The organism is Nocardioides lacusdianchii (genome assembly GCF_020102855.1).
In the GTDB taxonomy this organism is placed as follows: domain Bacteria; phylum Actinomycetota; class Actinomycetes; order Propionibacteriales; family Nocardioidaceae; genus Nocardioides; species Nocardioides lacusdianchii.
The window spans coordinates 36584-60321 of record NZ_JADHZD010000013.1; the positions used below are offsets into that span (position 1 = coordinate 36584).

Consider the following 23738-nt stretch of genomic DNA (forward strand, 5'->3'; position numbering starts at 1 on the left):
CACAAGAGGGGCTGATCGGTTTCGACTTGGGACGTTAGTTCCAGGAGAAGCGGGTCGAGAAGCCAGCGTCATCTCGTAAACGACCGCTGGAAACCACAGTTGCCAACACCAATCGCAACGACTTCGCTCTCGCTGCCTGAGCAGTGATCGAAGGGTCTGACCGGGCATCCGTCTCCGTCCCGGACCCAGGCCTCATCTAGGAGACTTGCTGGTCGCTCTCTGTCAGGAGGGGCGGCCGGGACTCAATCCTGACTGAGCCTGTCGGTGACCTGTCCGTGGGAGCACCGAGGCCGAGAAAAGCGACATCACGGACTGCACCCGGAGAAGACCTGGATCGACGCTCGAGGACCGGGGTTCGATTCCCCGCAGCTCCACGCGCAGCCCTCTTGACGAGAGCCGTCCCGACACCAGTCGGGGCGGCTCTCGTGCGTGGTCTGCCGCAGGGTTCCGGTCATCGTGCGTCGTCCCCGGGTGGTTCCTTACCCAACTCGGGCGAAGCGGCCGAGACAGCCGCGATGGAGTGTGGGAGACCCCACCCGAGAAGGCCCCCGCCATGATCCGACCCGCTGCCTCCATCCCGCTCCTCGCCCTGGCCGCCGCGCTCCTGTCAGCGCCTGCCGCGACAGCCGAGCCTCCCACGCCCACTGATCCGACGCCCGAGATCATCGCTGCCGGAGACGCGTGCTCGTTCCCACTGTCGGTGGTGGCCACGGGCAAGGAGGGATTCAACGACCTGCCTCACAACCCCCAGTTCTCCGCGATCGCCCCGGCCCCCGGGCTCAGGCTCACGGTCACCAATCTCAGCGACCCCGACAACGCGGTCACGGTCAACGCCTCGGGAGCGTTCCGGTTCGTCGACCTGGCTGACGGGAGCACCGAGATCAGGGCGAGCGGGCACAACTTCCTCTACGCCGAGACCGACATCGGCGCGACGGCTCTCGCCACCACGGGGCCGGTCGTCCTCCAGATCTCGGCAGACGGTGACTTCGTGGGGATGGACGTCAGTCGGGCACGGGTCAGGGACCTGTGCGCAGAGCTGGGCTGAGCGCCCCAGGACGAGACCATGAGCCGACAGCCTCCGCCCGCGATCGACACTCCGCGCGAGCCGGTCACCACGACCTACCACGGTGAGGACGTCACCGAGGACTACCGGTGGTTGGAGGAGAGCTCCGAACGCTCCCGGGAGTGGACGGCTGCACAGGATTCCCGGGCGCGCGCCCATCTCGAGTCACTGCCCTTCCACGAGCACGTCCGCGGCCGGGTCGAGCAGGTCCTGAAGGCCGAGTCGACGGCGTACGCGCGGTTGACGCGTGGAGGCTCGTCGTACTTCGCCCTCAAGACCCAGCCACCGCTCCAGCAACCTCTGCTCGTGGTGCTGCCGACGCTCGACGACCTGGGTGGTGAGCGGGTCGTGGTTGATCCGAACAAGATCGACGAGTCGGGTGCCACCACGATCGACTGGTACGTCGCCTCCCCGGACGGCGCTCACGTCGCCGTGTCGCTGTCATCGCACGGCACGGAGGACGGCACGCTCCACGTGTACGACGTGGCGACGAGTGAGCTGTCCGACGCCGTGATCCCGCACGTGAACAGCGGTACGGCCGGCGGGTCGCTCGCATGGCGGCACGACGGGCAGGGGTTCTGGTACACCCGACATCCTGCGCCCGGCACCGTGCCCGACGAGGACCTCGGGTTCGACCAGGACGTGTGGTTCCACCGCCTCGGAAGCAACCCGAACGACGACGAACGCGACCTCTCAGGGGTGTTTGCGGACAGCAGGATCACAGAGAACTTCCTCTCGTCCTCGGCCGACGGGCAGTGGGTGATGGACCATGCCCAGAAGGGCGACGGGGGAGAGTGGCAGCTCTTCGTGCGCCGTCAGGTCGAAGGCTCCGGATGGCGGCTGGTGGCTGACATCGAGGACAGATGCATCCGCGCTGCGTACGGTGGCGCGTCGCTGTTCCTGCTGTCGCTGAAGGACGCACCCCACGGACAGGTGCTGCGCATGGACCTGGGCGACGATGAGGGGGTCGCCGATGCGCACGTCGTCGTACCGACGGGCCCCGTCACGATCGAGGAGATCGCGGCCACCACCGGGCGGCTGTGGGTGGTCGACATCGTCGGTGGGCCGTCGGCGATCAGGTGCTTCGACCACGACGGCACCGCCCTTCCCGAGGTCGCCTCGCCGCCGACGTGCTCGGTCGAGTCGATGACCGGACTGGGCGTCGACCAGGCCGGCTGGGCGGTGGAGACGTTCGTGTCCCCGCGGCGATGGTGGGTGCAGGGCGACCTCGACCCCGAGCCGCGCCCCACCGCCCTGGACACCGTCACGCAGGTGCACTTCACCGACATCGAGGTCGAGCGGGTCTTCGCCACGTCCAGGGACGGGACCCGGGTCCCGATCAACCTGCTCTCGAGGAGGGGCACACCGCAGGACGGCACGGCTCCCACTGTCCTGTACGGGTACGGCGGATACGCCATCTCGCTCAAGCCGTGGTTCGACCCGTCCTGGCTGCCGTGGCTCGAGCAGGGGTGCGTCCTGGCGATAGCGAACATCCGGGGTGGAGGCGAGTACGGCCAGGACTGGCACCACGCCGGACGGCTCGCCACGAAGCAGAACTGCTTCGACGACTTCATCGCCTGCGCCGACCACCTCGTCGAGACCCGGGTGACGAGCCGCGACCGGCTGGGCCTGATCGGTGGCTCCAACGGCGGACTGCTGGTGGGAGCGGCGCTCACCCAGCGACCTGACCTGGCAGCCGCCATCGTGTGCGCGGTGCCGGTGCTCGACGCCCTGCGCAGCGAGCTCAGCGCCAACGGCGCCTTCAACGTGACCGAGTTCGGCAGCGTGAGCGACCCGGCGATGTTCAAGGCGCTGCGCGCGTACTCGCCGTACCACAACGTGCAGGACGGCACGCCGTACCCGGCCGTGCTGTTCACCGCGGGCGAGCTGGACCCGCGAGTGCAGCCCCATGACGCGAAGAAGATGACTGCTCGACTTCAAGCAGCGTCGTCGTCGGAGCAGCCCATCCTGCTCCGGATGGAGCACGGGGGTCACGGCATCGGGCAGTCACTGGACCAGCAGGTCGGGGAGGTCGCCGCCTACCTCACGTTCCTGTTCGACCGATTGGGCGCGTCCTACCGCTCCTGACCGCCTTGACTTCGATCGGGACGGATCTCGCGCTGTGCCTGCGGGCCGTCCGGGTCGTTCAGCCGAGCAGGGCCGAGCGGGCCACGTGGCGGCCCGGTGTCCGGCGCAGCTCCTCGCCGAGCGTGCGGGCCAAGCCCGGCGCGGGGCCGTCGAGGACGCCTCGCACGGCGGCGGTCAGCTCCGCGGCCGTCGCCGTGTTCGGGGCGAGCGCCGTCCCCAACCCGGCCGCCTCGATCGCGGCTGCCCCCGCGAACTGGTCGGTGGAGAACGGCAGGACCACCATCGGCACCCCGGCACTGAGCGCCTCCGTGACGCTGTTGTTGCCGCCGTGCGTGACCGCCACCGCCGCGCGGTCCAGAAGGGCGACCTGCGGCAGGTAGGGGCGCACCAGCCAGTCCTGCGGCACGTCCGGCAGTCCAGTGGCGGACCCAGTGGCGACCGCGACCCGGAGGCCGAGCGGGCGCAGGGCCTCCAGCACCGTCGCCAACACGTCGCCGCGTGCGGAGAGGAAACTGCCGAAGCTCACGTAGACCACCGGCCCGTCGTCGGCCGCGAGCCAGTCCCGTACGTCGTCGTCCGCGGGCTCGGCACGCACCGCGGACCCGAGGAAGGCGTGCGGCGACAGCTTCGCCGTACGAGCCGGGTCGTGCAGGGCCGCCGGGTAGTTCAGCAGCAGGAGGTCGCCGTGCTCCGCGAACGCGTCCTGCGACGGCGCGACGCCGGGTGCGAGCACGTGCATGACGGCGTTCCACTCCTCGGTGAAGGCGTCGCGGACCTCGCAGCACAACCGGTGCAGCGCACTGAGCTCGGACTCCGGCGCGTCGAGGGCGGCGGGCCACGCAGTCGGGTAGCCGTACACCTCGTCGCCGACCGGGAGCGCGGACGGGTGGCCCAGGACGACGTCGGCGTGCGGGACGCCCGCCGCGGCCAGTGCGATGCGGGCGCTGAAGGCAAGGTGGTCGACGACGACCTGGTCGGGCCTGACCCGGTCGACGACGTCGAGGACTGCCCGGGCCCGGCCCACCGGGTCCCACAACAGGTCGTTGCGCCGGACCTCGGCCTGGTAGCGCAGCGTCGCCACCATGCCGCGCCGGGTGGCGTCGAAGAAGCCACGCAGCGCGTCGTCCTCACCGGGTGGTTGCTGCTCGGCCCGGATGACACCGGGGTTCGAGCCGCGGCCCAGCACCAGGTCGGCGCGGTCGAAGCCGAAGTCGGCGACGATGCCCGCGGTCGCCGGCCCGGTCGCCACCACCACCGACTCGCCGGCGTCGCGCCAGGCCGTCGCGAGGGTCGCCAGCGGCAACAGGTGCGAGGCGTAGTCCGGGCTGATCACCAACAGGGTCATGAGGGCAACGCTGTCACGAGCGGGCGGCGGTCCGGACAGCGCCGGCGTAGATGGTGCTCAGCCGGTCGGCCATCGCCTGGACGGTGAAGTCGGCCTCGATCCGCTCCCGGGCCCGGCTCATCCTGTCGGCCTGGTCCGGCGCGGTGGCGAGGTCGAAGGCTTCCTTGATCGCGCGTGCCACCTCGTCGGGCCGGCGGGTGTCGACGAGCACCCCGGTGACCCCGTCGTCGATGTAGGTGGCCGGACCGCCTGCTGCCGGACCGACCACGACGAGGCCGGAGGCCAGGGCCTCCAGGAGGGCGAGGCCGAACTCCTCCTTGAGGCTGCTGCAGACGTAGACCCCGGCCGGGCCGATGCCGCCCGCCCGTCCCTCGCGGGCGGCCGCGAGCCACACGGCGACGACGTCGTTGGGGCGGTGACCGGGCATCAGCAGGCCGTCGCCCGCCCCGGGGAACCGTGCGAGCACCTCGGCGATGCGGTCGAGCTGCTCGCGCTCGTCCTGGGACGGGTCGGCGAGGTCCCCGCCGACGACGAGCAGGTTGCAGCGCTCGGCCAGCTCCGCATCACCGGCCCACGCCTCGACCAGGGTCGCCATCCCCTTGACCCGGTGCAGGCGGCCCACGCTGATCACCAGCGGCAGTCGTCGGCGGTGCTCGGGCAGCGCGGCGACGAGCGCGTCGAGCTCGGCCAGTGCCGGGCCGGCCGCTCCGGCTCGCTCCAGCTCGGCGGCGGCCGCGGCGCTGATCCCCAGGTCGATGCCCTCCGGCACGACGGTGAACCTGCCGGGCTGCCCGGCCACGTCGAGGCCGAGCAGCTCGCGCATGTCGTGCTGGAGCTCGGGGCGGGGGAAGAGGACGACGTGCGCGGCGTCCTCGGCCAGCCGCTGCACGAGCCGGGCGCGGAACCAGTAGTGCTCGCGTTCGTCCTCGGTGCCGAAGTTGCCACGGTGCAGGCCACCGGTCATGTCCAGGGCATGGACGACGGCGTGCGGGTCGGGCGCGAGGGTGAACACCACCGGGATGCCCAGCTCGCGCGCGACCTCGGCGGCGGCCAGGCTGCCCACCTCGGCCATCCGCAGGTGCAGGACGTCGGCGCGGTGCGTGCGCAGCACGCGTCGGATCCCGCGTTCGGCCGCGATCCGTGACGGCCAGGCCTGCGGGGCGGAGGTGGCCTCGGCCAGGAGGGGCACCGGCGTCAGCAGGTGCCCGTCGGCAGGCGCCAGTGCGTCGAGGGCGTCACGCGCGGTGCCGCGGGACAGGGTCAGCACCCGGTCGACACCCGGCTGCGCCGCCAGCGCGTCGCCCAGCCGGACCAGCAGGGTGGCGACGCCCCCGTTGTCGCCGGCGCCCGCCCGGCTGATGTCGCGGTCGATGTCGGCGTGCAGGAAGAGCTGGGCGACGGTCAGGCCGGTGGCGGGCTGGCCGTGCTCGACGACGTCGAGGCCGAGGCCGAGGTCGATCGCGGCGAGCCGCGCGACGTCGCCGAGGTCACCCTCGGCGGTGCCGAGGTCACGGACCACCGCCTCTGCGGCGGCGTCGTACGGGCGGTCGCCGAGCGCAGCGACGGCAGCCGACCGTGCCGCCGGGTGCTCGGCGGGATCGGTCGCGTGGGCGAGCAACGCACGGTCGGCGAGCGGACCCGGCACGAGCCCGAGGGTCTCGACCAGCCTGCCGCGGACCGACGGACCGGACGCGCCGGCGAGCGCACCCTCGACGGCCAGCGCGACCTGCTCGGGTGCACAGTCGCCCCACTGGCCGAGCGTGCGCTGCGCGAGGACGCCGGGGAACCCCCCGGCGACCACGACCCCGACCAGCCTGCCGATCGCATCGATCCGGGGGAGCCGGCGTTGGAGGGCCCAGCTCGCGTGCTCGCGCAGGAAGGGCCGAGGGTGCGAGAGCAGCTCCGTCAGCACGGCGTCCGCACCGTCGTCGAACACCCGGGCGAGCGCGTGCACGGCCGCGACCGCGGTCAGCTCGTCGGGATCCTGGACCACCGAGGCGAGCAGGCGGACCGCCTCCGGTCCGTCTGCGCCGACCGCGGCAGCCGCCAGACGATCCCCGCTGCGCAGCACGTCCACGACGAACGGCGCCTGCTGGACCTCGTCGAGGGCGCGCTGAAGAGACTGAGCCATGTGCGGTGTTCGGCGCCGCAGCGACATCGGATGGCCGCGATCGACTGGTCTGGACCAGTTCTCCGTGGGCCTGGTGGGAGCATGCCTGCGTGTCCCTCCTCGTCGACCCTGCGTCCATCCGCATCGCGCCGCTGAGCCGCGCGCACGCCGAGGACGTCGCGACGTGGCGCTACGCCGCGCCGTACGACGTCTACGACATGACGGACGCCGATCCCGACGAGCTGCTCGACCCTGTGCTGGGCTTCCACGCGGTCCTCGCAGGAGAGGAGCTGATCGGCTTCCGGTCCTTCGGACCCGACGGCCGGGTGCCCGGCTGGGACTACGACGACGCGGCGCTCGACACCGGGGGAGGCCTGCGGCCGTCGCTGACCGGGCAGGGGCTGGGCAGGTCGGTGATCGCGGCCGGGCTGGACTTCGGGCGCGCGCGGTTCGCGCCGGCCGCCTTCCGGGTCACGGTCGCCTCCTTCAACGCCCGCGCGCGGCGTACGGTCGAGTCGCTCGGCTTCGAGGTGGTCGGGTCGTTCGCCGCCCGTCGCGATGGGCAGCCGTTCGACGTGCTGGTCCGCGACGAAGGCCGCTGACGGGTCGTCAGCGCGGGCCGGTGGCCGTCCAGGGCGTGGTGCGGGCCATGTCGAGCGCGCGACGCGCCACGAACGGGTCGGCCTGGTTGTAGAGCCACGGGCGGCCGAACCAGACGAAGCCGTCGACGGACTTCGCGGCGACCGCGCGCTGCTCCGGCGGCAGGCCCCACTGCGGGTCGGCGGGGCGCGGGGTCGGCGGGATCCCGAGGGTGACGCAGCGCTTCATCGTCCTGGTCCGGCAGGTGCGCGCGTTGTCCTTCAGGTCCCGCTTCGACGCCGGGACCATGTCGCGCCACAGGGTGGGCCGGCCGGACTTCGCGGTGTCGACGATGAAGTGCTTCTCGCCGTAGCCGGCGGCCTCGAGCAGGGCCAGGATCTCGCTGCCGCGGTCGATGTTCTCGACCGGACCGGCGTAGTGGGTGGAGTCGAGCGCGAAGCCGCGGGCGTACTGGATGCCGGAGAGCTTCAGGATCTCCGCGCAGCGGAAGGACTCCTGCGCGGTGCCGTTCTCGCACCAGTCGGCCGCGCCTGCGTCGATGTAGACGCTGGTGTTCGGCAGGGCGCTGAGTGTCTGGGTGGCCCACGTGAGCAGCTCGGACTTCGCCGCCCGGTCCGGCGCGCAGAGCAGGAACGGCCCGTCGGGCTGCATCACCACGAGCGTGTGCGCGCTGCCGATGCCGGCGGCGAGCTCGGTGATCCAGGCGCGGTAGCTCGCCGCCTCGGCGGGCGTCGTCGGGCGCTTGCAGGCCTCGCCCTCCCACGGCTTCATCCGGAAGACGGCCATCTGGGCGAGGGTCTCGGGGTTGCCGTCCTGCGCGGACGCGATGTAGCTGGTCACCGTCGTGCGGATGCGGTGGTCGGGAACGAACGCGCCGTACCACTTGGTGCGCGGCCGCTCGGCGATGGTGGCCAGTGCCTCCCGCTTGCGTCCGGTCGCCTGCGTGAAGGGTCGCCACACCTGGTCCTGCGGACCCTCGTAGACGCCCCACAGGCGTCCCGCGAGCGGGTTCGTCGGGTTCTCGGCGTGGGGGCTCACGGGCGCGACCCAGACCGGCAGCGACGACGTACGGGCCGGGTCCGGGACGGCGTCAGCCACCGTCGTGGCCGGTGCGGCGGGACTCGCGCCGGGCACGGCCAGCGGCGCCGCCACCAGGACGGCGGCAGCGAGGGCGCGGACGAGCGGGGTGAGGAGCATGGTGCGCCCATGGTGCGCGAGTGCGGCGACGGCCGTCGGCGTTTTCGTGATTTACGACCCTCGGTCGCAGGCGTCGCCACCGACTCCGACCTCCGGCGCCCGATACCCGCAGGTGTCAAGGAGTCCCTGTCCGACTTTGTCCGATCCGCTGCGCACCGACGCTGCGTTCTGTGACGCTCTCGCCCATGGAAACCGCAGCGATCACGTCATGGACCCTCGTGCAGGAGATCCCCGTCCCCGCAGACGTCACCGACCTCCTCGTCGACGGGGAGCAGGCCGTCGCGGCCTACAAGACCTTCCGCGACTCGGCGATCTTCACCACCAAGGCCTGATCGTCCGGGACGCCCAGGGGATCACGGGCAAGAAGGTCGAGGTCTACTCGCTTCCCTACAGCCGCATCGACATGTGGTCCTCCGAGAACGCCGGCAAGCTGCTCGACTTCAACGCCGAGCTCGAGCTGTGGACCCGCGCCGGTCACATCAAGATCAAGCTCGACAAGAAGGTCGACATCCGCCGCCTCGACAAGCTCATCGCCTGGGCCGTGCTCAACGCCTGATGCGCGAGGGATGAGAGGCTCCTGTCGTGAGCGTCACCCTCCTCTTCGTGCTCGTCCCTGCGGCCGTGGCCATCGGCTTCGCACTGATCATCGGCATCATCCTGCTCGCCTCGCGCCGCCGCCCGGAGCAGCACGGATGGGTGGCGACGCCCGCCGGCGGACAGGGCACGTGGAACGCCGAGGTCCTCGGTGAAGGCGGTCTCGGGGCCCTCGGCGGCACCCTGGCCAGCACCTTCGGCACCTTCCGGCTCGAGGCGGGGGTGCTCACCTTCACCCCGGTCGACGCAGCAGCCCCGGCGTGGTGGGCACACTGCCGCGACCTCGCCGTCGGTCGGCGCGGGTTCCTCGAGATCGACGGTGCCGACCTCCGGCTCGTCGGGCCCATGGGCGACCTGCGCTGCAACGTCAGCCTCGAGCGGATCAACCGGATGAGCCGCAACACGATCAAGGACCTGCGCGAGCGCGACTACGCCGCGCAGTTCGTCGAGGTCCTCGTCGGACACGGGGCGCGCCCGCTGTCGTGAGTGGCACGACCGGGCGGAGCGTCAGACCTGTCGAGCGTCCGGCGACGGCGCCTGGACCTCCGGGTGCAGGATGCCGGCCAGCACCTCGACCCCGTCGACCAGTCGCGGACCGGGGCGGGCGAACTGGCCGTCGGCGTCGACGGCCCACACGGGCACGCCGGGGAAGCGGTGGCGTACGTCCTCGGCGAGCGCCGCGCTGCCCTCGAGGTCGAAGCCGCAGGGGGCGCAGACCACGACGTCCGGCTGCGAGCCGGTGGCGTCGTCCCACGTGATGCGGGTCGACTTCGTGCCTGCTGTGCCGATGGTGGGCTCGCCGCCGGCGCGCTCGACCATCTCGGGGATCCAGTGCCCCGGGGCGAAGGGCGGGTCCGTCCACTCCAGGACCAGCACCCGCGGCCGCGGTCGGCCGTCGACCTCGGCGGCCACGGCAGCGAGACGTCCCTCGAGCGAGCGCACCAGCTCCGCAGCTGCGGACTCACGACCGGTCAGCCGGCCGACCTCGGTGATCGATGCCAGCACGTCGTCGAGGGTGTGCGGGTCGATGGTCGCGACCTCGGCGCGGCAGCCCAGGTGGGAGAGGGCGTCGTCGACGGTGGACACGTCGACGGCGCATACCGCGCACAGGTCCTGGGTGACCACGAGGTCCGCGTCGATCTCGGCGAGCGCACCGGCGTCGAGGCGGTAGAGGTCCTCGCCCGCAGCCATCGCGGCCCCGACGAAGTCGTCGATCTCCTTCGGCGTCAGCCCCTCGGGCATCGCCGAGGTCGATACGATCCGCCGCTCGCGCGCCGCCGGCGGGTGGTCGCACTCGAAGGTCACGCCGACCACGTCGTCGCCGGCACCGACCGCGAAGAGGATCTCCGTCGCGGAGGGGATCAGGGAGACGATGCGCATCCCGCGAGCCTAGGTGAGCCGCGAGGAAGTGGCCTCCCGGCCGCGTCGGCGATTTCCCGGGCGAGTAGGAATGTCGGGTGACCCATGACCCGACGGACCACTTCGTCCACGTCCGCGGGGCGAGCGAGAACAACCTCCGCGACGTCGACCTCGACCTCCCGCGCGACGCGATGGTGGCCTTCACCGGCGTCTCCGGGTCCGGCAAGTCTTCCCTCGCCTTCGGCACCCTCTACGCCGAGGCGCAGCGGCGTTACTTCGAGTCCGTGGCGCCGTACGCCCGTCGCCTGCTGCAGCAGGTCGGCGCCCCGCACGTGCAGGAGATCACCGGCCTGCCACCCGCCGTGGCCCTCCAGCAGCGGCGCGGCGCGCCCAGCTCGCGCTCGAGCGTCGGGACGCTGACCACGCTGTCGAACCTGCTCCGGATCCTGTACTCGCGGGCCGGCACCTATCCGGAGGGAGCCGAGAGGCTGGCGGCCGAGGCGTTCTCGCCCAACACCGCTGCAGGAGCGTGCCCGACCTGCCACGGACTGGGGCAGGCGCACGACGTCGCCGAGGACCTGCTCGTGCCCGACGAGTCGCTGAGCATCCGCGACGGTGCGATCGCCGCCTGGCCCGGCGCCTGGCAGGGCAAGAACCTGCTGCGGGTGACCAAGGCAGTCGGCATCGACGTCGACGTGCCGTGGCGCGAGCTGTCCCGCAAGGACCGCGACTGGCTGCTCTACACCGACGAGCAGCCGCGCGTCCTCATCGACCGGCGCGGCGAGGCCGACGACACGACCGGTCGCGACTACCACGGCACCTTCTGGAGCGCGCGCAAGCACGTGCGCCACACCCTCGCCGACACCAAGAGCCAGATGATGCGCGACAAGGCGATGCGCTTCGTCCGCAGCACCGTGTGCCCGGTCTGCCACGGCTCCGGGCTGCGGCCCGAGTCCCTCGCGGTGACCTTCCAAGGACTGAGCATCGCCGAGACCAACGCCCTCTCGTTCGTCGAGCTGGTGGCCCTGCTCCGCCCGGCGGCCGAGACCGGCGAGACCGAGGTGGCCGTACGGCTCTGCACCGACATCGTGGAGCGCGTCGGGGTGCTGCTCGACCTCGGGCTCGGCTACCTCGCCCTCGGGCGGAGCTCGACCACGCTCTCGCCCGGGGAGGCCCAGCGGCTCCGGATCGCGACCCAGCTGCGCTCGGGCCTGTTCGGGGTCGTCTACGTGCTCGACGAGCCGTCGGCCGGGCTGCACCCCGCCGACGCCGCGCCGCTGCTCGACGTGCTCGACCGGCTCAAGCGCTCGGGCAACTCCCTGTTCGTCGTCGAGCACGACCTCGACGTCGTACGCCGTGCCGACTGGATCGTCGACATCGGTCCGGGGGCCGGCGAGGCCGGGGGACGGGTGCTCTACTCCGGCCCGGTGGAGGGGCTCGAGCAGGTCGAGGAGTCCGTGACGGGGGCCCACCTGTTCGGCCGGGCGGCCCCGCTCGAGCGCCACGGTCGCACCCCGCACGGCTGGCTCCACCTGCGCGGCATCAGCAGGCACAACCTGACCGACCTCTCGGTCGACCTCCCGCTGTGCGTGCTCACCGCGGTCACCGGCGTCTCCGGGTCGGGCAAGTCCACGCTGGTCACGCAGGTGCTCGCCGAGCTCGTACGCCGCCACCGCGGCCAGGCCCCGGACGACGCCGAGGAGAGCGAGCTCGAGATCGACGTCGACGACGTGACGGGTCTGGAGGCCTTTGACCGTCTCGTGCGGGTGGACCAGCGTCCGATCGGTCGCACGCCCCGGTCCAACCTCGCGACCTACACCGGTCTCTTCGACGCCGTCCGCAAGGTGTTCGCCGCCACGCCCGAGGCGAAGGCGCGCGGCTACGGCGTCGGCCGGTTCTCCTTCAACGTCGCCGAGGGGCGCTGCGAGACCTGCCAGGGCGAGGGGTCCGTCTCCGTCGAGCTCCTGTTCCTCCCCGGCACCTATGCGCCGTGCCCGACCTGCCACGGCGCGCGCTACAACGCCGAGACCCTCGAGGTCACCTGGCACGACCTGACCGTCGCCGACGTGCTCGGTCTCACCGTCGAGCAGGCGGCCGACGTGCTGGCCGACGTGCCGGCTGCGGCACGCAGCCTCCAGACCCTGCAGGAGGTCGGTCTCGGCTACCTCCGCCTGGGCCAGCCGGCCACGGAGCTCAGTGGTGGCGAGGCGCAGCGGATCAAGCTCGCGACCGAGCTGCAGCGGGCACGCCGCGGCCACGCGCTCTACCTGCTCGACGAGCCCACCGCCGGCCTGCACCCCGCGGACACCGCGCTGCTGCTGCGCCAGCTCCACAGGCTGGTCGACGCCGGCAACACCGTGGTGCTCGTCGAGCACGACCTGGACACCATCGCCACGGCCGACTGGGTCATCGACCTCGGCCCCGGCGGCGGCGACCGGGGCGGCCGGGTGGTGGCCACCGGGACACCGGACGACATCGCCGCAGCGCCCGGCAGCGCCACCGGGTCCTACCTGGCCCGGCACCTGGCCTGACGGGCACACTGGCGTCATGGCTGACTGCGTCTTCTGCCGGATCGTCTCCGGCGACCTGCCCGGTCACCTCGTCCTCGAGACCGACGACCTCGTCGCCTTCCTCGACACCCGGCCGGTCTTCAAGGGCCACGTGCTACTCGTCCCGCGCGAGCACGTGGAGACCCTCCCGGACCTGCCGGCCGGGTTGCGCGACGGCTTCCTCGCCGCCGCGCAGCGGATCGCGACCGCGGTCAAGGACGGCCTCGGCGCGCAGGGATCCTTCGTCGCGATCAACAACACGGTCAGCCAGTCCGTGCCGCACCTGCACCTCCACGTCGTCCCGCGCACCAAGGGCGACGGGCTGCGCGGCTTCTTCTGGCCGCGCACGAAGTACGCCGACGGCGAGGAATCGGCGTACGCCGAGCGCCTGCGCGACGCCCTCGCGCAGCCCTAGCCTGCGCGCGTCACCTCGTCCGCCGGCTCCGTCCGCAGGGTCCACGCCTCCTCGCGCCGTCGCAGCGGGTTGCCGGTGACGCGGGCGGCGAGGGCGACCGACGCGCACCCGACGGCGATCCCGCCGAGGACGTCGACGAAGAAGTGCCAGCCGAGGTAGACCGTCGCCACGATGGTCAGCGCGAGGAAGGTCCAGCTCGCGACCCGCACGACGAGCGGCAGCCGGATCAGCTCGCTCACCAGGCAGATCGTCACCATCACCGCCACGTGCAGCGAGGCGAAGGCCGCGATCGTCTGCACGGCCGAGGTGTCCCAGGGCCCGGCCAGCACCTCGACGCGGTCCGACAGCAGCAGGTCGCGCACCGAGGTGTTGGGGGTGCGGGCCAGGTCCGCGAACCACCCGGGGGAGGAGTACGTCGGTCCCAGCGACGGCAGGGCGTAGTAGAGCAGTGCGCCGAGGCACCAGTTCAGCGACGTGGCCGTGACGTACCACGCGCCCGCCGTCGAGCGCCGGGTCCACACCAGCGCGATGGCCAGGGTCGCCGGCACCAACCCGATCCACACCAGGTAGACCGCCGCCATCACCCAGTTGGCCCACCCGGTGCCGAGGGTGTCGTGCAGCACGAGCGCCGGGTCGTGGCCGAGCCACATGAAGCGGTCCAGCCGGGCCAGCTCCTCGTCGTGGAGGCGGTCGGTGACGAAGGGGACGTAGCCCTTGAGGTTGCGGAACGCGACGTAGGCGACGTACCAGGTGAGCAGGCCACTGGCGGTGAACCGGACCTGGTCGCGGTCCCAGCGCTCGCGCACGACCTCGCGCAGCGTCGCCCGGGCCGCCACGCCCCGGCTGCGCAGCAGCAGCGCCCACCGCGCCAGCACGTCGAGCGCGACCGCGGACGCGACGATCACCGGCAGCCGGAACCACGTGGGCAGGTTGGCGCCGTCGGGGTCGCGCAGCGGCAGGTGGTGGGTCCACGCGACCAACCCGGCCGCGAGCGCCATCACGGCAGCGACGACCGCAGCGGCGCGGAACTCCCCCCGACCCATCTGCCCACCGTAGCGACTAGCCTCGGCCTCGATCTGTCTCCCGACCTCCCACATACCCCAAGGAGTTCCCCATGGGCCGGTTCGACCGCCGCGTCGCCGTCATCACCGGAGCAGCCCGAGGCATCGGCTTCGGCATCGCCCAGCGCCTCGCCAGCGAGGGCGCGTCCGTCGCGATCCTCGACCTCGACGAGGCCGCAGCCGCCGACGCCGCCGGCCGCCTCGACCTCGCCGACGGTGCCCGCGCGGTCGGCATCGGGTGCGACGTCGTGGACTCCGCCGCCGCGGAGACCGCGGTGCAGCGCGTGGTCGACGAGCTCGGCGGGATCCACGTCCTGGTCAACAACGCCGGCGTCACCCGCGACAACCTGCTCTTCAAGATGACCGAGGAGGACTGGGACATGGTCATGAACGTCCACCTCAAGGGCGTCTTCAACATGACCAAGGCCGCGCAGTCGCGCTTCGTGCAGCAGAAGTACGGCAAGATCCTCAACCTCTCCAGCGTCTCCGCGCTGGGCAACCGCGGCCAGGCCAACTACTCCGCCGCCAAGATGGGCATCCAGGGCCTGACCCGCACCCTCGGCATCGAGCTCGGCCCGTTCGGGGTCACCGCCAACGCCATCGCGCCGGGATTCATCGTCACCGAGATGACCGACGCCACCGCGCGCCGGCTCAAGATGGAGCCCGAGGAGCTGCAGCGGCTCAACGCCGAGGCCACCCCCGTGCGCCGGGTCGGGCAGCCCGAGGACATCGCCGCGGCCGCCGCCTTCCTGTGCAGCGACGAGGCGTCCTTCATCACCGGCCAGACGTTGTACGTCGACGGCGGGCGCAAGCTCGGCTGAGCGTGATCCCGGCCACGGCCCACGCCCGTCGGGGCGTGGCCGGGTTTGCACGGCTCGGGGGGCTCTGGCACCTTGGCGGCGGAGTCGAGAGACCCACAGGACGGCTCGGGTCGCCCTGCTGGCGTCGGTCTCCGTGACTAGATCGTGTCTGACGACACCCGCCCCGGGCGACGCCGAGTCCTGCCCCGCCGGAGCGGCCCCCCGAGAAGATCGAGGGCAGGAGTGGGGGACCCACAGGTTCCACTGCCGGTGCGTGCAGCCGCACGCCACGGCTCGGGGTGAAGCCACCCCCTCCTCCGGGAGGACGGCGGCGGGACACCTTCCAGTCCCAACCCGACAGCTCACCTCACAGGCGTGGGAAAGGACCACCTCATGCCTGCGACCCCTCGCACGCTGCGCACCTGCGCGCTCGCCCTCGCCGGGCTCGGACTCTCCGCGTCGACGCTGACGGCGCTGCCCGCCACTGCGGCCGACGGCGACCCCGGCTCGACCACGACCACCACGACCACCACGACCGCGACGAAGACGACCGCGAAGCGCACCGCCGCCCGTCGCGTGTCCGCCCGCGTGCTCAGCGCCCGCGACATCGCCATGCGACAGCGCGGCGACGCCTACGCGTACGGTGCCGCCGGCCCGGACCGCTTCGACTGCTCCGGACTGATCCGCTACAGCTACGCCCGCGCCGGCTTCGACGTGCCGCGTACGTCCAGCGCCCAGGCCGGCCACGCCCGCCGCGTGGCGAAGAAGGACCTGCGCGCCGGCGACCTGATGTTCTTCTACGGCAGCGGCGGGGTCTACCACGCCGCGATCTTCCTGCGCTGGTCGAACGGCCACGCGGTGATGCTGCACTCGCCCGGCTCGGGCCAGCGCGTCCGCATCGCCGCTCCGTGGACCTCGCAGTGGTTCGGTGGGACCCTGCGCCGCCGCTGATCTACCCTGTGGCGCGCCTTCCCCGAACGGGGAGGGCGCGCCTCCACACTTTCAAGGCAGAGTTCCCCCGCTCGATCGGAGTTCCCCCGTGCGTCACCGTCTCCACACCTCCGTCGCCGCGCTCGTCGCGGCCTCGCTCCTCCTGGCCGGCTGCGGCGGAGGGGACGAGCAGGAGGCGCCCGCGGACGCGGCTCCTTCCTCGGAGCCGACGGCCTCCGCGACGAGCGAGCCGCCGGATCCGACGTACTGGCCCCTGACCGGGCTCGAGCGCACCGGCAAGGCCCCCAAGCACCCGGTGATCGTGACCAAGGTCGACAACACCTCCTCGAGCGCGCCCCAGGTCGGCCTGGGGGCGGCCGACCTCGTCGTCGAGGAGCTCGTCGAGGGCGGCTACACCCGCCTCGCGGCGTTCTACTACTCGAAGGTGCCGGCCAGCATCGGCCCGGTGCGCTCGATGCGTGCCAGCGACATCGGCATCGTGCCCGAGGGCGCCACCGTCGTGACCAGCGGCGCGGCCCCGATCACCATCAAGCGCATCAACGGCGCCGGCATCCCGTGGATCACCGAGGGCGCCGCGGGCGTCTACCGCGAGACCACGCGCTCGGCGCCGTACAACCTCTTCGCCCGCCTCGGCGAGATCTCCCAGCGCCTCAAGGCCGAGGAGGAGCCGCCCGCCTACCTCCCGTGGGGCACGCCGGCCGACCTCCCGAAGGGCGCGAAGGCGCGCACGCTGACCGCCGACTTCGGCGCCCACTCCACCAGCTGGCAGTTCCAGGGCGGCGGCTACGTCAACACCGACTCCTACGCCGCCGAGGGCGACCAGTTCCCGGCCGACTCCGTGCTCGTGCTGCGGGTGCAGGTCGGCGACGCCGGCTACCGCGACCCCGCGGGCTACCCCGTCCCGGAGACGAAGTTCGAGGGCAAGGGCGCCGCGCTGCTCTTCCACGGCGGTCGCGTCATCCGCGGCACCTGGACCAAGGACGGCCTGACCGGCGCGATCGAGCTCGCCACCAAGGGCGGCGAGCTCACCGTCCCGGCCGGCAAGGTCTGGGTCGAGCTCGTGCCGGCGGTCAACGGCAACGTCACCTTCGCGAAGTAGCGCCACTGTCGAGGAGCTGGCGCAGCCCGGCCATGATGGTGCCGATGGCCAGCTCCACGCGTGCGGCCGCGGCCGCCGGGTCCTGGCTCACCGCGACGGCGCCGCCGGCCGCCGACATCGCCCCGAAGAAGATCCGGGTGAAGGTGTCGAGCATCGCGTCGTCGAGGTCGTAGGCGTCGGTGCCGAGCGCGGAGCGGACGATCTCGTCGACGATGGCGTAGGTCGAGCGCTCCTCCTGCTCGCGGAACCGCTCGTGCCCGAGCACCGAGGGCCCGTCGGAGATGACGACCTGGCGGTAGGCCGGCTCCTGCACGGCCTCCAGGAAGGCGCGCAGACCTGCCTGCGCCTTCTCCCACGGGTCGTCGTGCCCCTCCGTCGCGCGTGCGATGCCGCTGCTCGCGCGGGACTCGACCCGCTCGAAGGCGGCCTCGAAGACCGCCTGCTTGCCGCTGAAGTGGTGGTAGAGCGCGCCCTTGGTGACGTCCGCGCCGGCGACGATGGCGTCGAGCGAGGTGGCGGAGTAGCCGTGGGTGGTGAAGAGCTGCTCGGCGACGTCGACGAGTGCGCGCTTGGTCGAGTCCGAGTAGCGCTGCCGGCGCGTCCTCACTGGCATGTCCCCATGGGCGCAGCCTAGGTGACCCGGCTCACGTGCGGAGTCGTTGGAGCGCGGGGGAGCGCTGGGCATACTGAAAGTACGTACCGCCGGTATGTCACCTGAGGAGACCGCCATGACCTGGACGTCCCACCACCGACGCGCGGACGTGCTCCGCGACGTGATCAGTGCCGCCGACGCCCGCCTCGACGGCCGCCTGCCCCTCGACGTCGAGGGGGTCGCCGAGACCTTCGGCGACGACCTGACCCTGCTGGGTGCGCTTCAGCTGCGCTGGCACACCCGCCTGGCCGGCCACATCGAGCGCGAGCTCGCCGACCAGCCGCTCGACCTCGAGAACGCCGTCGCCGTCGCGTGGTTGCGCGCCGCCGAGGACATGCCGGGGATCCGCGTGGTCCTCGACCACCACGTCGCCCACCCGACCGGCCCGGAGATGGCCCGCGCCACGGCGCTCGCGACCGGCAAGGAGCACGAGATGCTCGCCCTCATGGCCGGACGCGCGAGCGCCCCGGGGGACGCCGCCCAGCGCGTCGGCCGTGCGATCGAGCGCGCCGCGCGGACGTCGTACGTCCCCCGGACCACGCCCCGCAGGGCCCCCGGGGAGGGCACCTCGCTGGTCAAGCGGCTGAGGGCGGTGCTGGCCGCCTGACATAGTGGACGGCATGCAGCTGGCATCGGGGATGCTGCTGGTGGCGACACCGGCCCTGCAGGATCCCAACTTCGTCGACACGGTGGTGCTGCTGCTCGACGTCACCGACGAGGGCGCCCTCGGTGTCGTGCTCAACCGCCCCTCGCAGGTGCTGGTGGCGGACGTGCTCGAGCCGTGGAGCGACGTCGTCGCCGCGCCGGAGGTGCTCTTCCGCGGCGGCCCCGTCGGCACCGACGGTGCGCTCGCGGTGGCCCAGCTGCGCGACCCCGACGAGCCGCCGGTGGGTTGGCGCCCGGTCGCGGGCCCGGTCGGCATGGTCGACCTCGACACCCCCGCCGAGCTCGTCGACGGCTCGCTCGCCGCGATGCGCGTCTTCGCGGGCTACGCCGGGTGGGGCGTCGGGCAGCTGGTCGGCGAGGTCGAGGAGGGCAGCTGGTACGTCGTCAGCGGCGAGGCCGGCGACGCATTCCGCGGCGAGACGAGCGGGTTGCGCCGAGACGTCATGCGACGTCAGCCCGGCATGCTCGCCTGGCACGTGAACCGGCCCGTCGATCCGGACATGAACTGACCCGTGACGCATCGCAACCGTTCGGCTGTCCGCGGCGTCTCCTGAGGCATGAGGACGATCGTGCGCGGTGCGGCTTGCCTGGTTGCCACTGCGCTGTGCGCTGGTCTGGGAGTGTCGGCGGCGGAGGCGCGATCTGCCCAGGACGACCGTGCTGGCAGCGCGGCGACGGTCAACCGGGTGGCTGACACGGTGCTGCGGAAGGGTCGCTACGACTACCAGCGCCAGAACTGGCGGATCCGCGAGGCCGACGGTCTGCCCGCCTGGCTGCGCCTGCGCGACGGCCGCCTCTCCGGGACCGCGCCCCGCCTCGGACGGTGGCGGATCGAGCTCGAGGAGCGCGGGGTGCGCAAGCAGCGCGGCGAGGTCCGTCGTACGACGCTGGTGCTGAAGGTGGTGACGCAGCGGGCCGTGCACGGCACGGTCCTCGTGACCCGCGGCATCGACGGGCGCCCGGCCGACGGCGGGAGCGGCAACGTGACGGTCTCGGGGGACGGCAGCACCGTGGTCTTCTCCTCGTCGGCCACCAACCTCGTCGCCGACACCCTGCAGCCGGACGTCAGCCGGCTCCATGTCTGGGACGCTGCGACCGGGCGCGTGTCGCTCCTCCACCCGGAGGGCTGGGCGCAGGTCGAGGGTGTCAATCGTGACGGCCGTCGCGTGCTGCTCGACCTGACGGCCGGTCTCTTCCTGCTCGACCGCGCGGACGGCTCCCTGACCCAGGTGGCCGAGCGGGCGGTCGGCGCCGCGCTGACCGAGGACGGCGGGCGTGTGCTCTACCAGGACCGGTTCTACGAGCTGGCCTCCCCGGCACCCCGGCTGGTCGAGTGGACCGCCGCCGGGGCCACGCGGACCGTGGTCCCGGACATGCAGACCCGGACGTTCGCCGGCATGTCGGGCGACGCTCGCCACGTCCTCCTCGTCGACTACGACCGCAGCACGCTGCTCGACACCGTCACCGGTTCGATCCGTGACCTCGGCCGCCTCGGGACGGAGTTCGGCGGCAACAACCGGGCCGACGTGTCGGACGACGGTCGGCTGGTGTCCCTGGTCGGCACCGGGCTGCCCGGTGGCAGCGGCCACGGCGGTGACCCCGTGGGTGGCGTCCACGACGCCGTCCTCGGCACGTCGCGAGGTCCCTCCCGGGGCAACCTCGGCGCTGCCATCACTCCCGACGGCGGCCACTACGCGGTGGCGACCTCGCGGCGGCCCCTGCGCCTCGTCGACACGGCCACGGGCGTTCGTACGTCGCCCTTCACGGCACGGCCCAGCGGACAGGAGGGAGGGGTGTCGCTGAGCGACGACGCCTCACGTGTCGCCTACTCCAGTGACGGCCACGACCTTCTCCGTGGCACCCGCCGCGGCGTTGCCAACGTCTACGTCTGGGTCCGTCCGCGTTAGGCTTGTCCATCATGAGCACCATCGGATTCTCCCCGGGCAGCCAGACGGTCGAAGAGCGTCAGACCGTCCCGACGGACGAGGGTGACCACGAGCGGTTCTCCCACTACGTCCCCAAGGACAAGCTCACCGAGGCGATGGTCATGGGCACCCCCGTGATCGCGCTGTGCGGGAAGGTGTGGGTGCCCTCAAGGGCGCCGGAGAAGTTCCCGGTGTGCCCGGACTGCAAGGAAGTCTGGGAGTCCATGAAGTCCGGGGACGGCTCGGGTTCGGACGGCTCGGGTCCCGAGGCGTGACGGGGCGCCCCGACGCGCCGCTGCCCCCCGCGTGGCCCGACAGGGCCGCCTGGGGCACCGCGCCCTCGCTGCGTGCGTGGCAGCAGGCGGCGATGGACCTCTACACCTCGCGTCAGCCGCGTGACTTCCTCGCGGTCGCGACCCCCGGTGCCGGCAAGACGACCTTCGCGCTGACCGTCGCCGCCGACCTCCTCGGACGCCGCGTCGTCGACCGCATCATCGTGGTCGCCCCGACCGAGCACCTCAAGACCCAGTGGGCCGAGGCCGCCGCACGTGCGGGCATCCCGATCGACCCCGCCTACTCCGCAGGCAAGGGCCGCACGTCCGACGACTACGTCGGGATCGCGGTCACCTACGCCGGTGTCGCGGTCAACCCCCTCGCGATGCGGATCCGCACCGAGCGCTCGAAGACCCTGGTCATCCTCGACGAGATCCACCACGCCGGCGACGCGCTGTCGTGGGGTGAGGGCGTGCGCGAGGCGTTCGACCCGGCGACCCGCCGGCTCTCGCTGACCGGCACCCCGTTCCGCTCCGACATCAACCCGATCCCGTTCGTCACCTACGCCCCCGGCGACGACGGCATCCCCACCTCGGTCGCCGACTTCACCTACGGCTACGCCCACGCGCTGTCGGACCACGTCGTGCGCCCGGTGCTGTTCATGGCCTACTCGGGCGAGATGCAGTGGCGCACCCGTGCCGGCGACGAGATCGTCGCCCGCCTCGGCGAGCCGCTCACCAAGGACATGCACGCCCACGCGCTGCGTACGGCGCTGGACCCGAAGGGCTCCTGGATGCCGGCGGTGCTGCAGGCGGCCGACAGGCGCCTGGCTGAGGTACGCCGCCACGTCCCCGACGCCGGCGGGATGGTCATCGCCAGCGACCAGGAGACCGCGCGCGCCTACGCCGGGCTGCTGAAGAAGATCACCGGGGAGTCGCCCACCGTGGTGCTCTCGGACGAGAAGGGCGCGTCGAAGAAGATCGCGACCTTCACCGACTCCGACCAGCGCTGGCTGGTGGCCGTGCGCATGGTCTCCGAGGGCGTCGACGTGCCGCGTCTCGCCGTCGGCGTGTGGGCGACCACCACCTCGACACCGCTGTTCTTCGCCCAGGCCGTGGGTCGCTTCGTGCGCGCCCGCTCCCGCGGCGAGACCGCGTCGGTGTTCCTGCCGTCGGTGCCGCACCTGCTCGAGTTCGCCTCCGACATGGAGGCGCAGCGCGACCACGTGCTGGGGCGCCGCGTCAACGACGAGGGCGACATCTTCGCCGCCGAGGACGACCTGCTCGCCCAGGCCAACGCCGAGGAGGGGATCTCCGAGGAGCTGGAGATGTCGTGGGAGGCGCTGGGGTCCACCGCGTCCTTCGACCACGTCCTCTACGAGGGCGCTCAGTTCGGCCACTCCGGCGAGGTGCACGCGGGCTCGGAGGAGGAGATGGACTTCCTCGGCATCCCCGGTCTGCTCGAGCCCGACCAGGTGCGCGAGCTCCTGCACTCGCGCCAGAGCGAGCGGGCGCGCAAGCAGCGCGCCGACGGCGGGGGAGACCGCGTCGTGGAGTCGGTGGCGCAGATGAGCACCCACCAGCAGCTCGGGGTGCTGCGCCGCGAGCTCAACGGCCTCGTCGCCGCGTGGCACCACCGCACGGGGCAGGCCCACGGCATCACCCACTCGGCGCTGCGCAAGGAGTGCGGCGGCCCGCCCGCCGCGGTCGCCAACGCCGAGCAGCTGCACGAGCGGATCAACCGGATCCGCGAGTGGGCGATGCGCCAGACGTCCTGACGCGCCCCTCGCGACGCCGGATGCGACTCCGTCGCCCCCGGCTAGGCTCGTGACATGGCCTCGGAGACCTCGCAGACGCTCGACCGCGGGTTGAGGGTGCTGCGGGTCCTCTCCGAGAGCCCCGACGGGCTGACCGTCACCGAGCTGTCGGTGCGTCTCGAGGTCAACCGCACCGTCGTCTACCGGCTCGTCAGCACCCTCGAGCAGCACGGGCTCGTACGCCGCGACGCCCGGTCGCGGCTCTTCGTCGGGCTCGGCGTGCTGCACCTGGCCAGCGGGGTCCAGCCGCTCCTGCGCGACCTCGCGATGCCGGTGTTGCGCCGCCTCGCCGAGTCGGTCGGCTCGACCGCGCACCTCACCGTCGCCGACGGTGACGAGGCGCTGGCCCTCGCCGTCGTCGAGCCGACGTGGACGGACTTCCACGTGTCCTACCGCGTCGGCGCCCGCCACCCGCTCTCGCAGGGCGCCGCAGGCAAGGCGATCGCGCTCACGGACCCGGCCGGGTCGGCGTACGCCGTCACGAGCGGCGAGCTGCAGTCCGGCGCCCGCGGCCTGGCCGCCCCGGTGCTCGGCGTCGAGGGCCTGCACGCCAGCGTGGGCGTGGTGACCCTGGACGGTGCGATCGACGAGGACGTCGTGGCCCCCCAGGTGCTGGCCGCCGCGCACGAGGTGACCGAGCGGCTGCGGTGACGGCCCCGCTCAGGCGTCGAACGGCCTGATCCCCGGTCCCGGGCGGGTCACCACGTCCCGAGGCTGCGTGATCGCGTGGCCCTCGGTGCAGTGCACGGTGACCTCGACCTGCGCGCCGCAGTCACGGTGCGCGAACTCGACCGGGGGCCCGTCGTCGTCGGCGTAGTGGCGATCGCCCCACTCGGCGACGGCGATGATCACCGGGAACAGCCCGAAGCCCTTGTCGGTGAGGCGGTACTCGTGGCGCTCGCGCTGGCCCTCCTCGCGGTAGGCCACGCGGCGCAGGATGTCGTGCTCGACCAGCAGCGCGAGCCGGTCGGTGAGCACCTGGCGCGGCATGCCGGTGTGGCGGCGCATGTCGTCGAAGCGTCGGATGCCGTTGGCCACCTCGCGCACGACCACGAAGGTCCAGCGCTCGCCGAGGACCGCCATCGCCCGACCGATGGTGCAGTTGTCGGTGGAGAAGGCGAGGGCGGGGGGAGAGGGCATGCCGGCATGCTAGGTCCAGTTGACAGACTCAGGCA

Annotated in this window: 22 protein-coding genes, 1 other RNA gene and 1 pseudogene; 17 read left to right on the forward strand and 7 right to left on the reverse strand. The window is 72.4% G+C overall.

The features are described 5' to 3' along the window. The first annotated feature begins 7 nt into the window (after positions 1-7). The 3 genes from ssrA (at position 8) to IRX98_RS16905 (ending at position 3151) form a co-directional block, all read left to right on the forward strand. Positions 8-377: a transfer-messenger RNA gene (gene ssrA, locus IRX98_RS16895) on the forward strand. A gap of 176 nt (positions 378-553) precedes the next feature. Continuing rightward, entirely contained in the window at positions 554-1045 is a 492-nt protein-coding gene (locus IRX98_RS16900) for a peptidase associated/transthyretin-like domain-containing protein (RefSeq protein WP_224278738.1), read from the forward strand. A gap of 18 nt (positions 1046-1063) precedes the next feature. Beyond that, a complete protein-coding gene (locus IRX98_RS16905; protein ID WP_224278740.1) occupies positions 1064-3151 on the forward strand; it encodes a prolyl oligopeptidase family serine peptidase in 2088 nt (695 codons plus the stop codon). A gap of 58 nt (positions 3152-3209) precedes the next feature. Here IRX98_RS16905 and IRX98_RS16910 read toward each other — a convergent pair whose 3' ends face one another. Continuing rightward, positions 3210-4496, reverse strand: coding sequence for a glycosyltransferase (locus tag IRX98_RS16910; RefSeq protein WP_224278742.1), 1287 nt, complete (start codon positions 4494-4496; stop codon positions 3210-3212). A gap of 13 nt (positions 4497-4509) precedes the next feature. Beyond that, positions 4510-6627, reverse strand: a complete 2118-nt coding sequence (locus IRX98_RS16915; protein ID WP_224278744.1) for a glycosyltransferase — start codon at positions 6625-6627, stop codon at positions 4510-4512. An 89-nt stretch (positions 6628-6716) separates the two neighbouring features. On the opposite strand from IRX98_RS16915, the gene IRX98_RS16920 reads away from it, so the two are divergent. Further along, the gene (locus IRX98_RS16920; RefSeq protein ID WP_224278746.1) at positions 6717-7208 is read left to right on the forward strand and encodes a GNAT family N-acetyltransferase; all 492 of its coding nucleotides are present in this window, start codon (positions 6717-6719) and stop codon (positions 7206-7208) included. A gap of 7 nt (positions 7209-7215) precedes the next feature. Here IRX98_RS16920 and IRX98_RS16925 read toward each other — a convergent pair whose 3' ends face one another. After that, complete coding sequence (locus tag IRX98_RS16925; protein WP_224278748.1) at positions 7216-8403, reverse strand: glycoside hydrolase family 6 protein; 1188 nt, start codon at positions 8401-8403, stop codon at positions 7216-7218. A gap of 185 nt (positions 8404-8588) precedes the next feature. Between IRX98_RS16925 and IRX98_RS16930 the strand changes: the two are divergent. Together IRX98_RS16930 and IRX98_RS16935 are read left to right on the forward strand one after the other, a co-directional pair. Then, a pseudogene (locus IRX98_RS16930) lies at positions 8589-8959 on the forward strand (PH domain-containing protein). Between the two features lie 26 nt (positions 8960-8985). Further along, positions 8986-9483, forward strand: coding sequence for a hypothetical protein (locus tag IRX98_RS16935; RefSeq protein WP_224278750.1), 498 nt, complete (start codon positions 8986-8988; stop codon positions 9481-9483). Between the two features lie 21 nt (positions 9484-9504). On the opposite strand, the gene IRX98_RS16940 is transcribed toward IRX98_RS16935, so the two are convergent. After that, positions 9505-10377, reverse strand: coding sequence for a cobalamin-binding protein (locus tag IRX98_RS16940; RefSeq protein WP_224278752.1), 873 nt, complete (start codon positions 10375-10377; stop codon positions 9505-9507). 77 nt (positions 10378-10454) lie between these two features. Here IRX98_RS16940 and uvrA point away from each other — a divergent pair, with 77 nt between their 5' ends. Both uvrA and IRX98_RS16950 read left to right on the forward strand, forming a co-directional pair. Continuing rightward, positions 10455-12887 (forward strand): excinuclease ABC subunit UvrA, encoded by a 2433-nt coding sequence (uvrA, locus tag IRX98_RS16945; RefSeq protein WP_224278754.1) that lies wholly within the window; start codon positions 10455-10457, stop codon positions 12885-12887. Between the two features lie 16 nt (positions 12888-12903). Continuing rightward, positions 12904-13320 (forward strand): HIT family protein, encoded by a 417-nt coding sequence (locus IRX98_RS16950; RefSeq protein ID WP_224278756.1) that lies wholly within the window; start codon positions 12904-12906, stop codon positions 13318-13320. Here IRX98_RS16950 and IRX98_RS16955 read toward each other — a convergent pair. Continuing rightward, entirely contained in the window at positions 13317-14363 is a 1047-nt protein-coding gene (locus IRX98_RS16955) for a phosphatase PAP2 family protein (protein WP_224278758.1), read from the reverse strand. The two genes, IRX98_RS16950 and IRX98_RS16955, sit on opposite strands and share 4 nt — an antisense overlap. Positions 14364-14434: 71 nt before the next feature. Between IRX98_RS16955 and fabG the strand changes: the two genes are divergently transcribed. The 3 genes from fabG to IRX98_RS16970 all read left to right on the forward strand — a co-directional run bounded on the left by fabG (position 14435) and on the right by IRX98_RS16970 (position 17231). Continuing rightward, positions 14435-15202: a 3-oxoacyl-ACP reductase FabG gene (gene fabG / locus IRX98_RS16960; RefSeq protein WP_224278760.1), complete on the forward strand. Its 768-nt coding sequence runs from the start codon at positions 14435-14437 to the stop codon at positions 15200-15202. A 372-nt stretch (positions 15203-15574) separates the two neighbouring features. Then, a complete protein-coding gene (locus IRX98_RS16965; RefSeq protein WP_224278762.1) occupies positions 15575-16132 on the forward strand; it encodes a C40 family peptidase in 558 nt (185 codons plus the stop codon). 88 nt (positions 16133-16220) lie between these two features. Further along, a complete protein-coding gene (locus tag IRX98_RS16970) occupies positions 16221-17231 on the forward strand; it encodes a DUF3048 domain-containing protein (RefSeq protein ID WP_224278764.1) in 1011 nt (336 codons plus the stop codon). Here the strand turns inward: IRX98_RS16970 and IRX98_RS16975 are convergent. Further along, entirely contained in the window at positions 17215-17844 is a 630-nt protein-coding gene (locus IRX98_RS16975; protein ID WP_224278766.1) for a TetR/AcrR family transcriptional regulator, read from the reverse strand. The two genes, IRX98_RS16970 and IRX98_RS16975, sit on opposite strands and share 17 nt — an antisense overlap. Positions 17845-17959: 115 nt before the next feature. Between IRX98_RS16975 and IRX98_RS16980 the strand changes: the two genes are divergently transcribed. The 6 genes from IRX98_RS16980 (at position 17960) to IRX98_RS17005 (ending at position 23214) form a co-directional block, all read left to right on the forward strand. After that, positions 17960-18490, forward strand: a complete 531-nt coding sequence (locus IRX98_RS16980; RefSeq protein WP_224278768.1) for a hypothetical protein — start codon at positions 17960-17962, stop codon at positions 18488-18490. Positions 18491-18503: 13 nt separating this feature from the next. After that, entirely contained in the window at positions 18504-19058 is a 555-nt protein-coding gene (locus tag IRX98_RS16985; protein ID WP_224278770.1) for a YqgE/AlgH family protein, read from the forward strand. A 177-nt stretch (positions 19059-19235) separates the two neighbouring features. Continuing rightward, entirely contained in the window at positions 19236-20456 is a 1221-nt protein-coding gene (locus IRX98_RS16990; protein ID WP_224278771.1) for a hypothetical protein, read from the forward strand. Positions 20457-20467: 11 nt separating this feature from the next. Continuing rightward, entirely contained in the window at positions 20468-20749 is a 282-nt protein-coding gene (locus IRX98_RS16995) for a DUF3039 domain-containing protein (RefSeq protein WP_224278772.1), read from the forward strand. After that, positions 20746-22524 carry a DEAD/DEAH box helicase gene (locus IRX98_RS17000; protein WP_224278773.1) on the forward strand — a complete coding sequence of 593 codons (1779 nt, stop codon included), beginning with the start codon at positions 20746-20748 and terminating at the stop codon, positions 22522-22524. The genes IRX98_RS16995 and IRX98_RS17000 overlap by 4 nt, the downstream gene beginning before the upstream one ends. A gap of 54 nt (positions 22525-22578) precedes the next feature. After that, on the forward strand, positions 22579-23214 hold the full coding sequence (locus IRX98_RS17005; protein ID WP_224278774.1) for an IclR family transcriptional regulator: 636 nt from the start codon (positions 22579-22581) through the stop codon (positions 23212-23214). A gap of 9 nt (positions 23215-23223) precedes the next feature. Here IRX98_RS17005 and IRX98_RS17010 read toward each other — a convergent pair whose 3' ends face one another. Then, positions 23224-23703 (reverse strand): winged helix-turn-helix transcriptional regulator, encoded by a 480-nt coding sequence (locus tag IRX98_RS17010; protein WP_224278775.1) that lies wholly within the window; start codon positions 23701-23703, stop codon positions 23224-23226. Between the last annotated feature and the right edge of the window lie 35 nt (positions 23704-23738).

Excerpts from the sequence above, each read along its gene's own strand:
- IRX98_RS16985 (WP_224278770.1), top strand. The coding sequence starts at position 18,504 with ATGCAGCTGGCATCGGGGATGCTGCTGGTGGCGACACCGGCCCTGCAG.
- IRX98_RS16955 (WP_224278758.1), bottom strand. The coding sequence starts at position 14,363 with ATGGGTCGGGGGGAGTTCCGCGCCGCTGCGGTCGTCGCTGCCGTGATG.
- IRX98_RS17010 (WP_224278775.1), bottom strand. The coding sequence starts at position 23,703 with ATGCCCTCTCCCCCCGCCCTCGCCTTCTCCACCGACAACTGCACCATC.
- IRX98_RS16965 (WP_224278762.1), top strand. The coding sequence starts at position 15,575 with ATGCCTGCGACCCCTCGCACGCTGCGCACCTGCGCGCTCGCCCTCGCC.
- IRX98_RS16975 (WP_224278766.1), bottom strand. The coding sequence starts at position 17,844 with ATGCCAGTGAGGACGCGCCGGCAGCGCTACTCGGACTCGACCAAGCGC.
- IRX98_RS16995 (WP_224278772.1), top strand. The coding sequence starts at position 20,468 with ATGAGCACCATCGGATTCTCCCCGGGCAGCCAGACGGTCGAAGAGCGT.
- IRX98_RS16910 (WP_224278742.1), bottom strand. The coding sequence starts at position 4,496 with ATGACCCTGTTGGTGATCAGCCCGGACTACGCCTCGCACCTGTTGCCG.
- IRX98_RS17005 (WP_224278774.1), top strand. The coding sequence starts at position 22,579 with ATGGCCTCGGAGACCTCGCAGACGCTCGACCGCGGGTTGAGGGTGCTG.
- IRX98_RS16940 (WP_224278752.1), bottom strand. The coding sequence starts at position 10,377 with ATGCGCATCGTCTCCCTGATCCCCTCCGCGACGGAGATCCTCTTCGCG.
- IRX98_RS16950 (WP_224278756.1), top strand. The coding sequence starts at position 12,904 with ATGGCTGACTGCGTCTTCTGCCGGATCGTCTCCGGCGACCTGCCCGGT.
- fabG (WP_224278760.1), top strand. The coding sequence starts at position 14,435 with ATGGGCCGGTTCGACCGCCGCGTCGCCGTCATCACCGGAGCAGCCCGA.
- IRX98_RS16915 (WP_224278744.1), bottom strand. The coding sequence starts at position 6,627 with ATGGCTCAGTCTCTTCAGCGCGCCCTCGACGAGGTCCAGCAGGCGCCG.
- IRX98_RS16980 (WP_224278768.1), top strand. The coding sequence starts at position 17,960 with ATGACCTGGACGTCCCACCACCGACGCGCGGACGTGCTCCGCGACGTG.
- IRX98_RS16905 (WP_224278740.1), top strand. The coding sequence starts at position 1,064 with ATGAGCCGACAGCCTCCGCCCGCGATCGACACTCCGCGCGAGCCGGTC.
- IRX98_RS16900 (WP_224278738.1), top strand. The coding sequence starts at position 554 with ATGATCCGACCCGCTGCCTCCATCCCGCTCCTCGCCCTGGCCGCCGCG.
- IRX98_RS16925 (WP_224278748.1), bottom strand. The coding sequence starts at position 8,403 with ATGCTCCTCACCCCGCTCGTCCGCGCCCTCGCTGCCGCCGTCCTGGTG.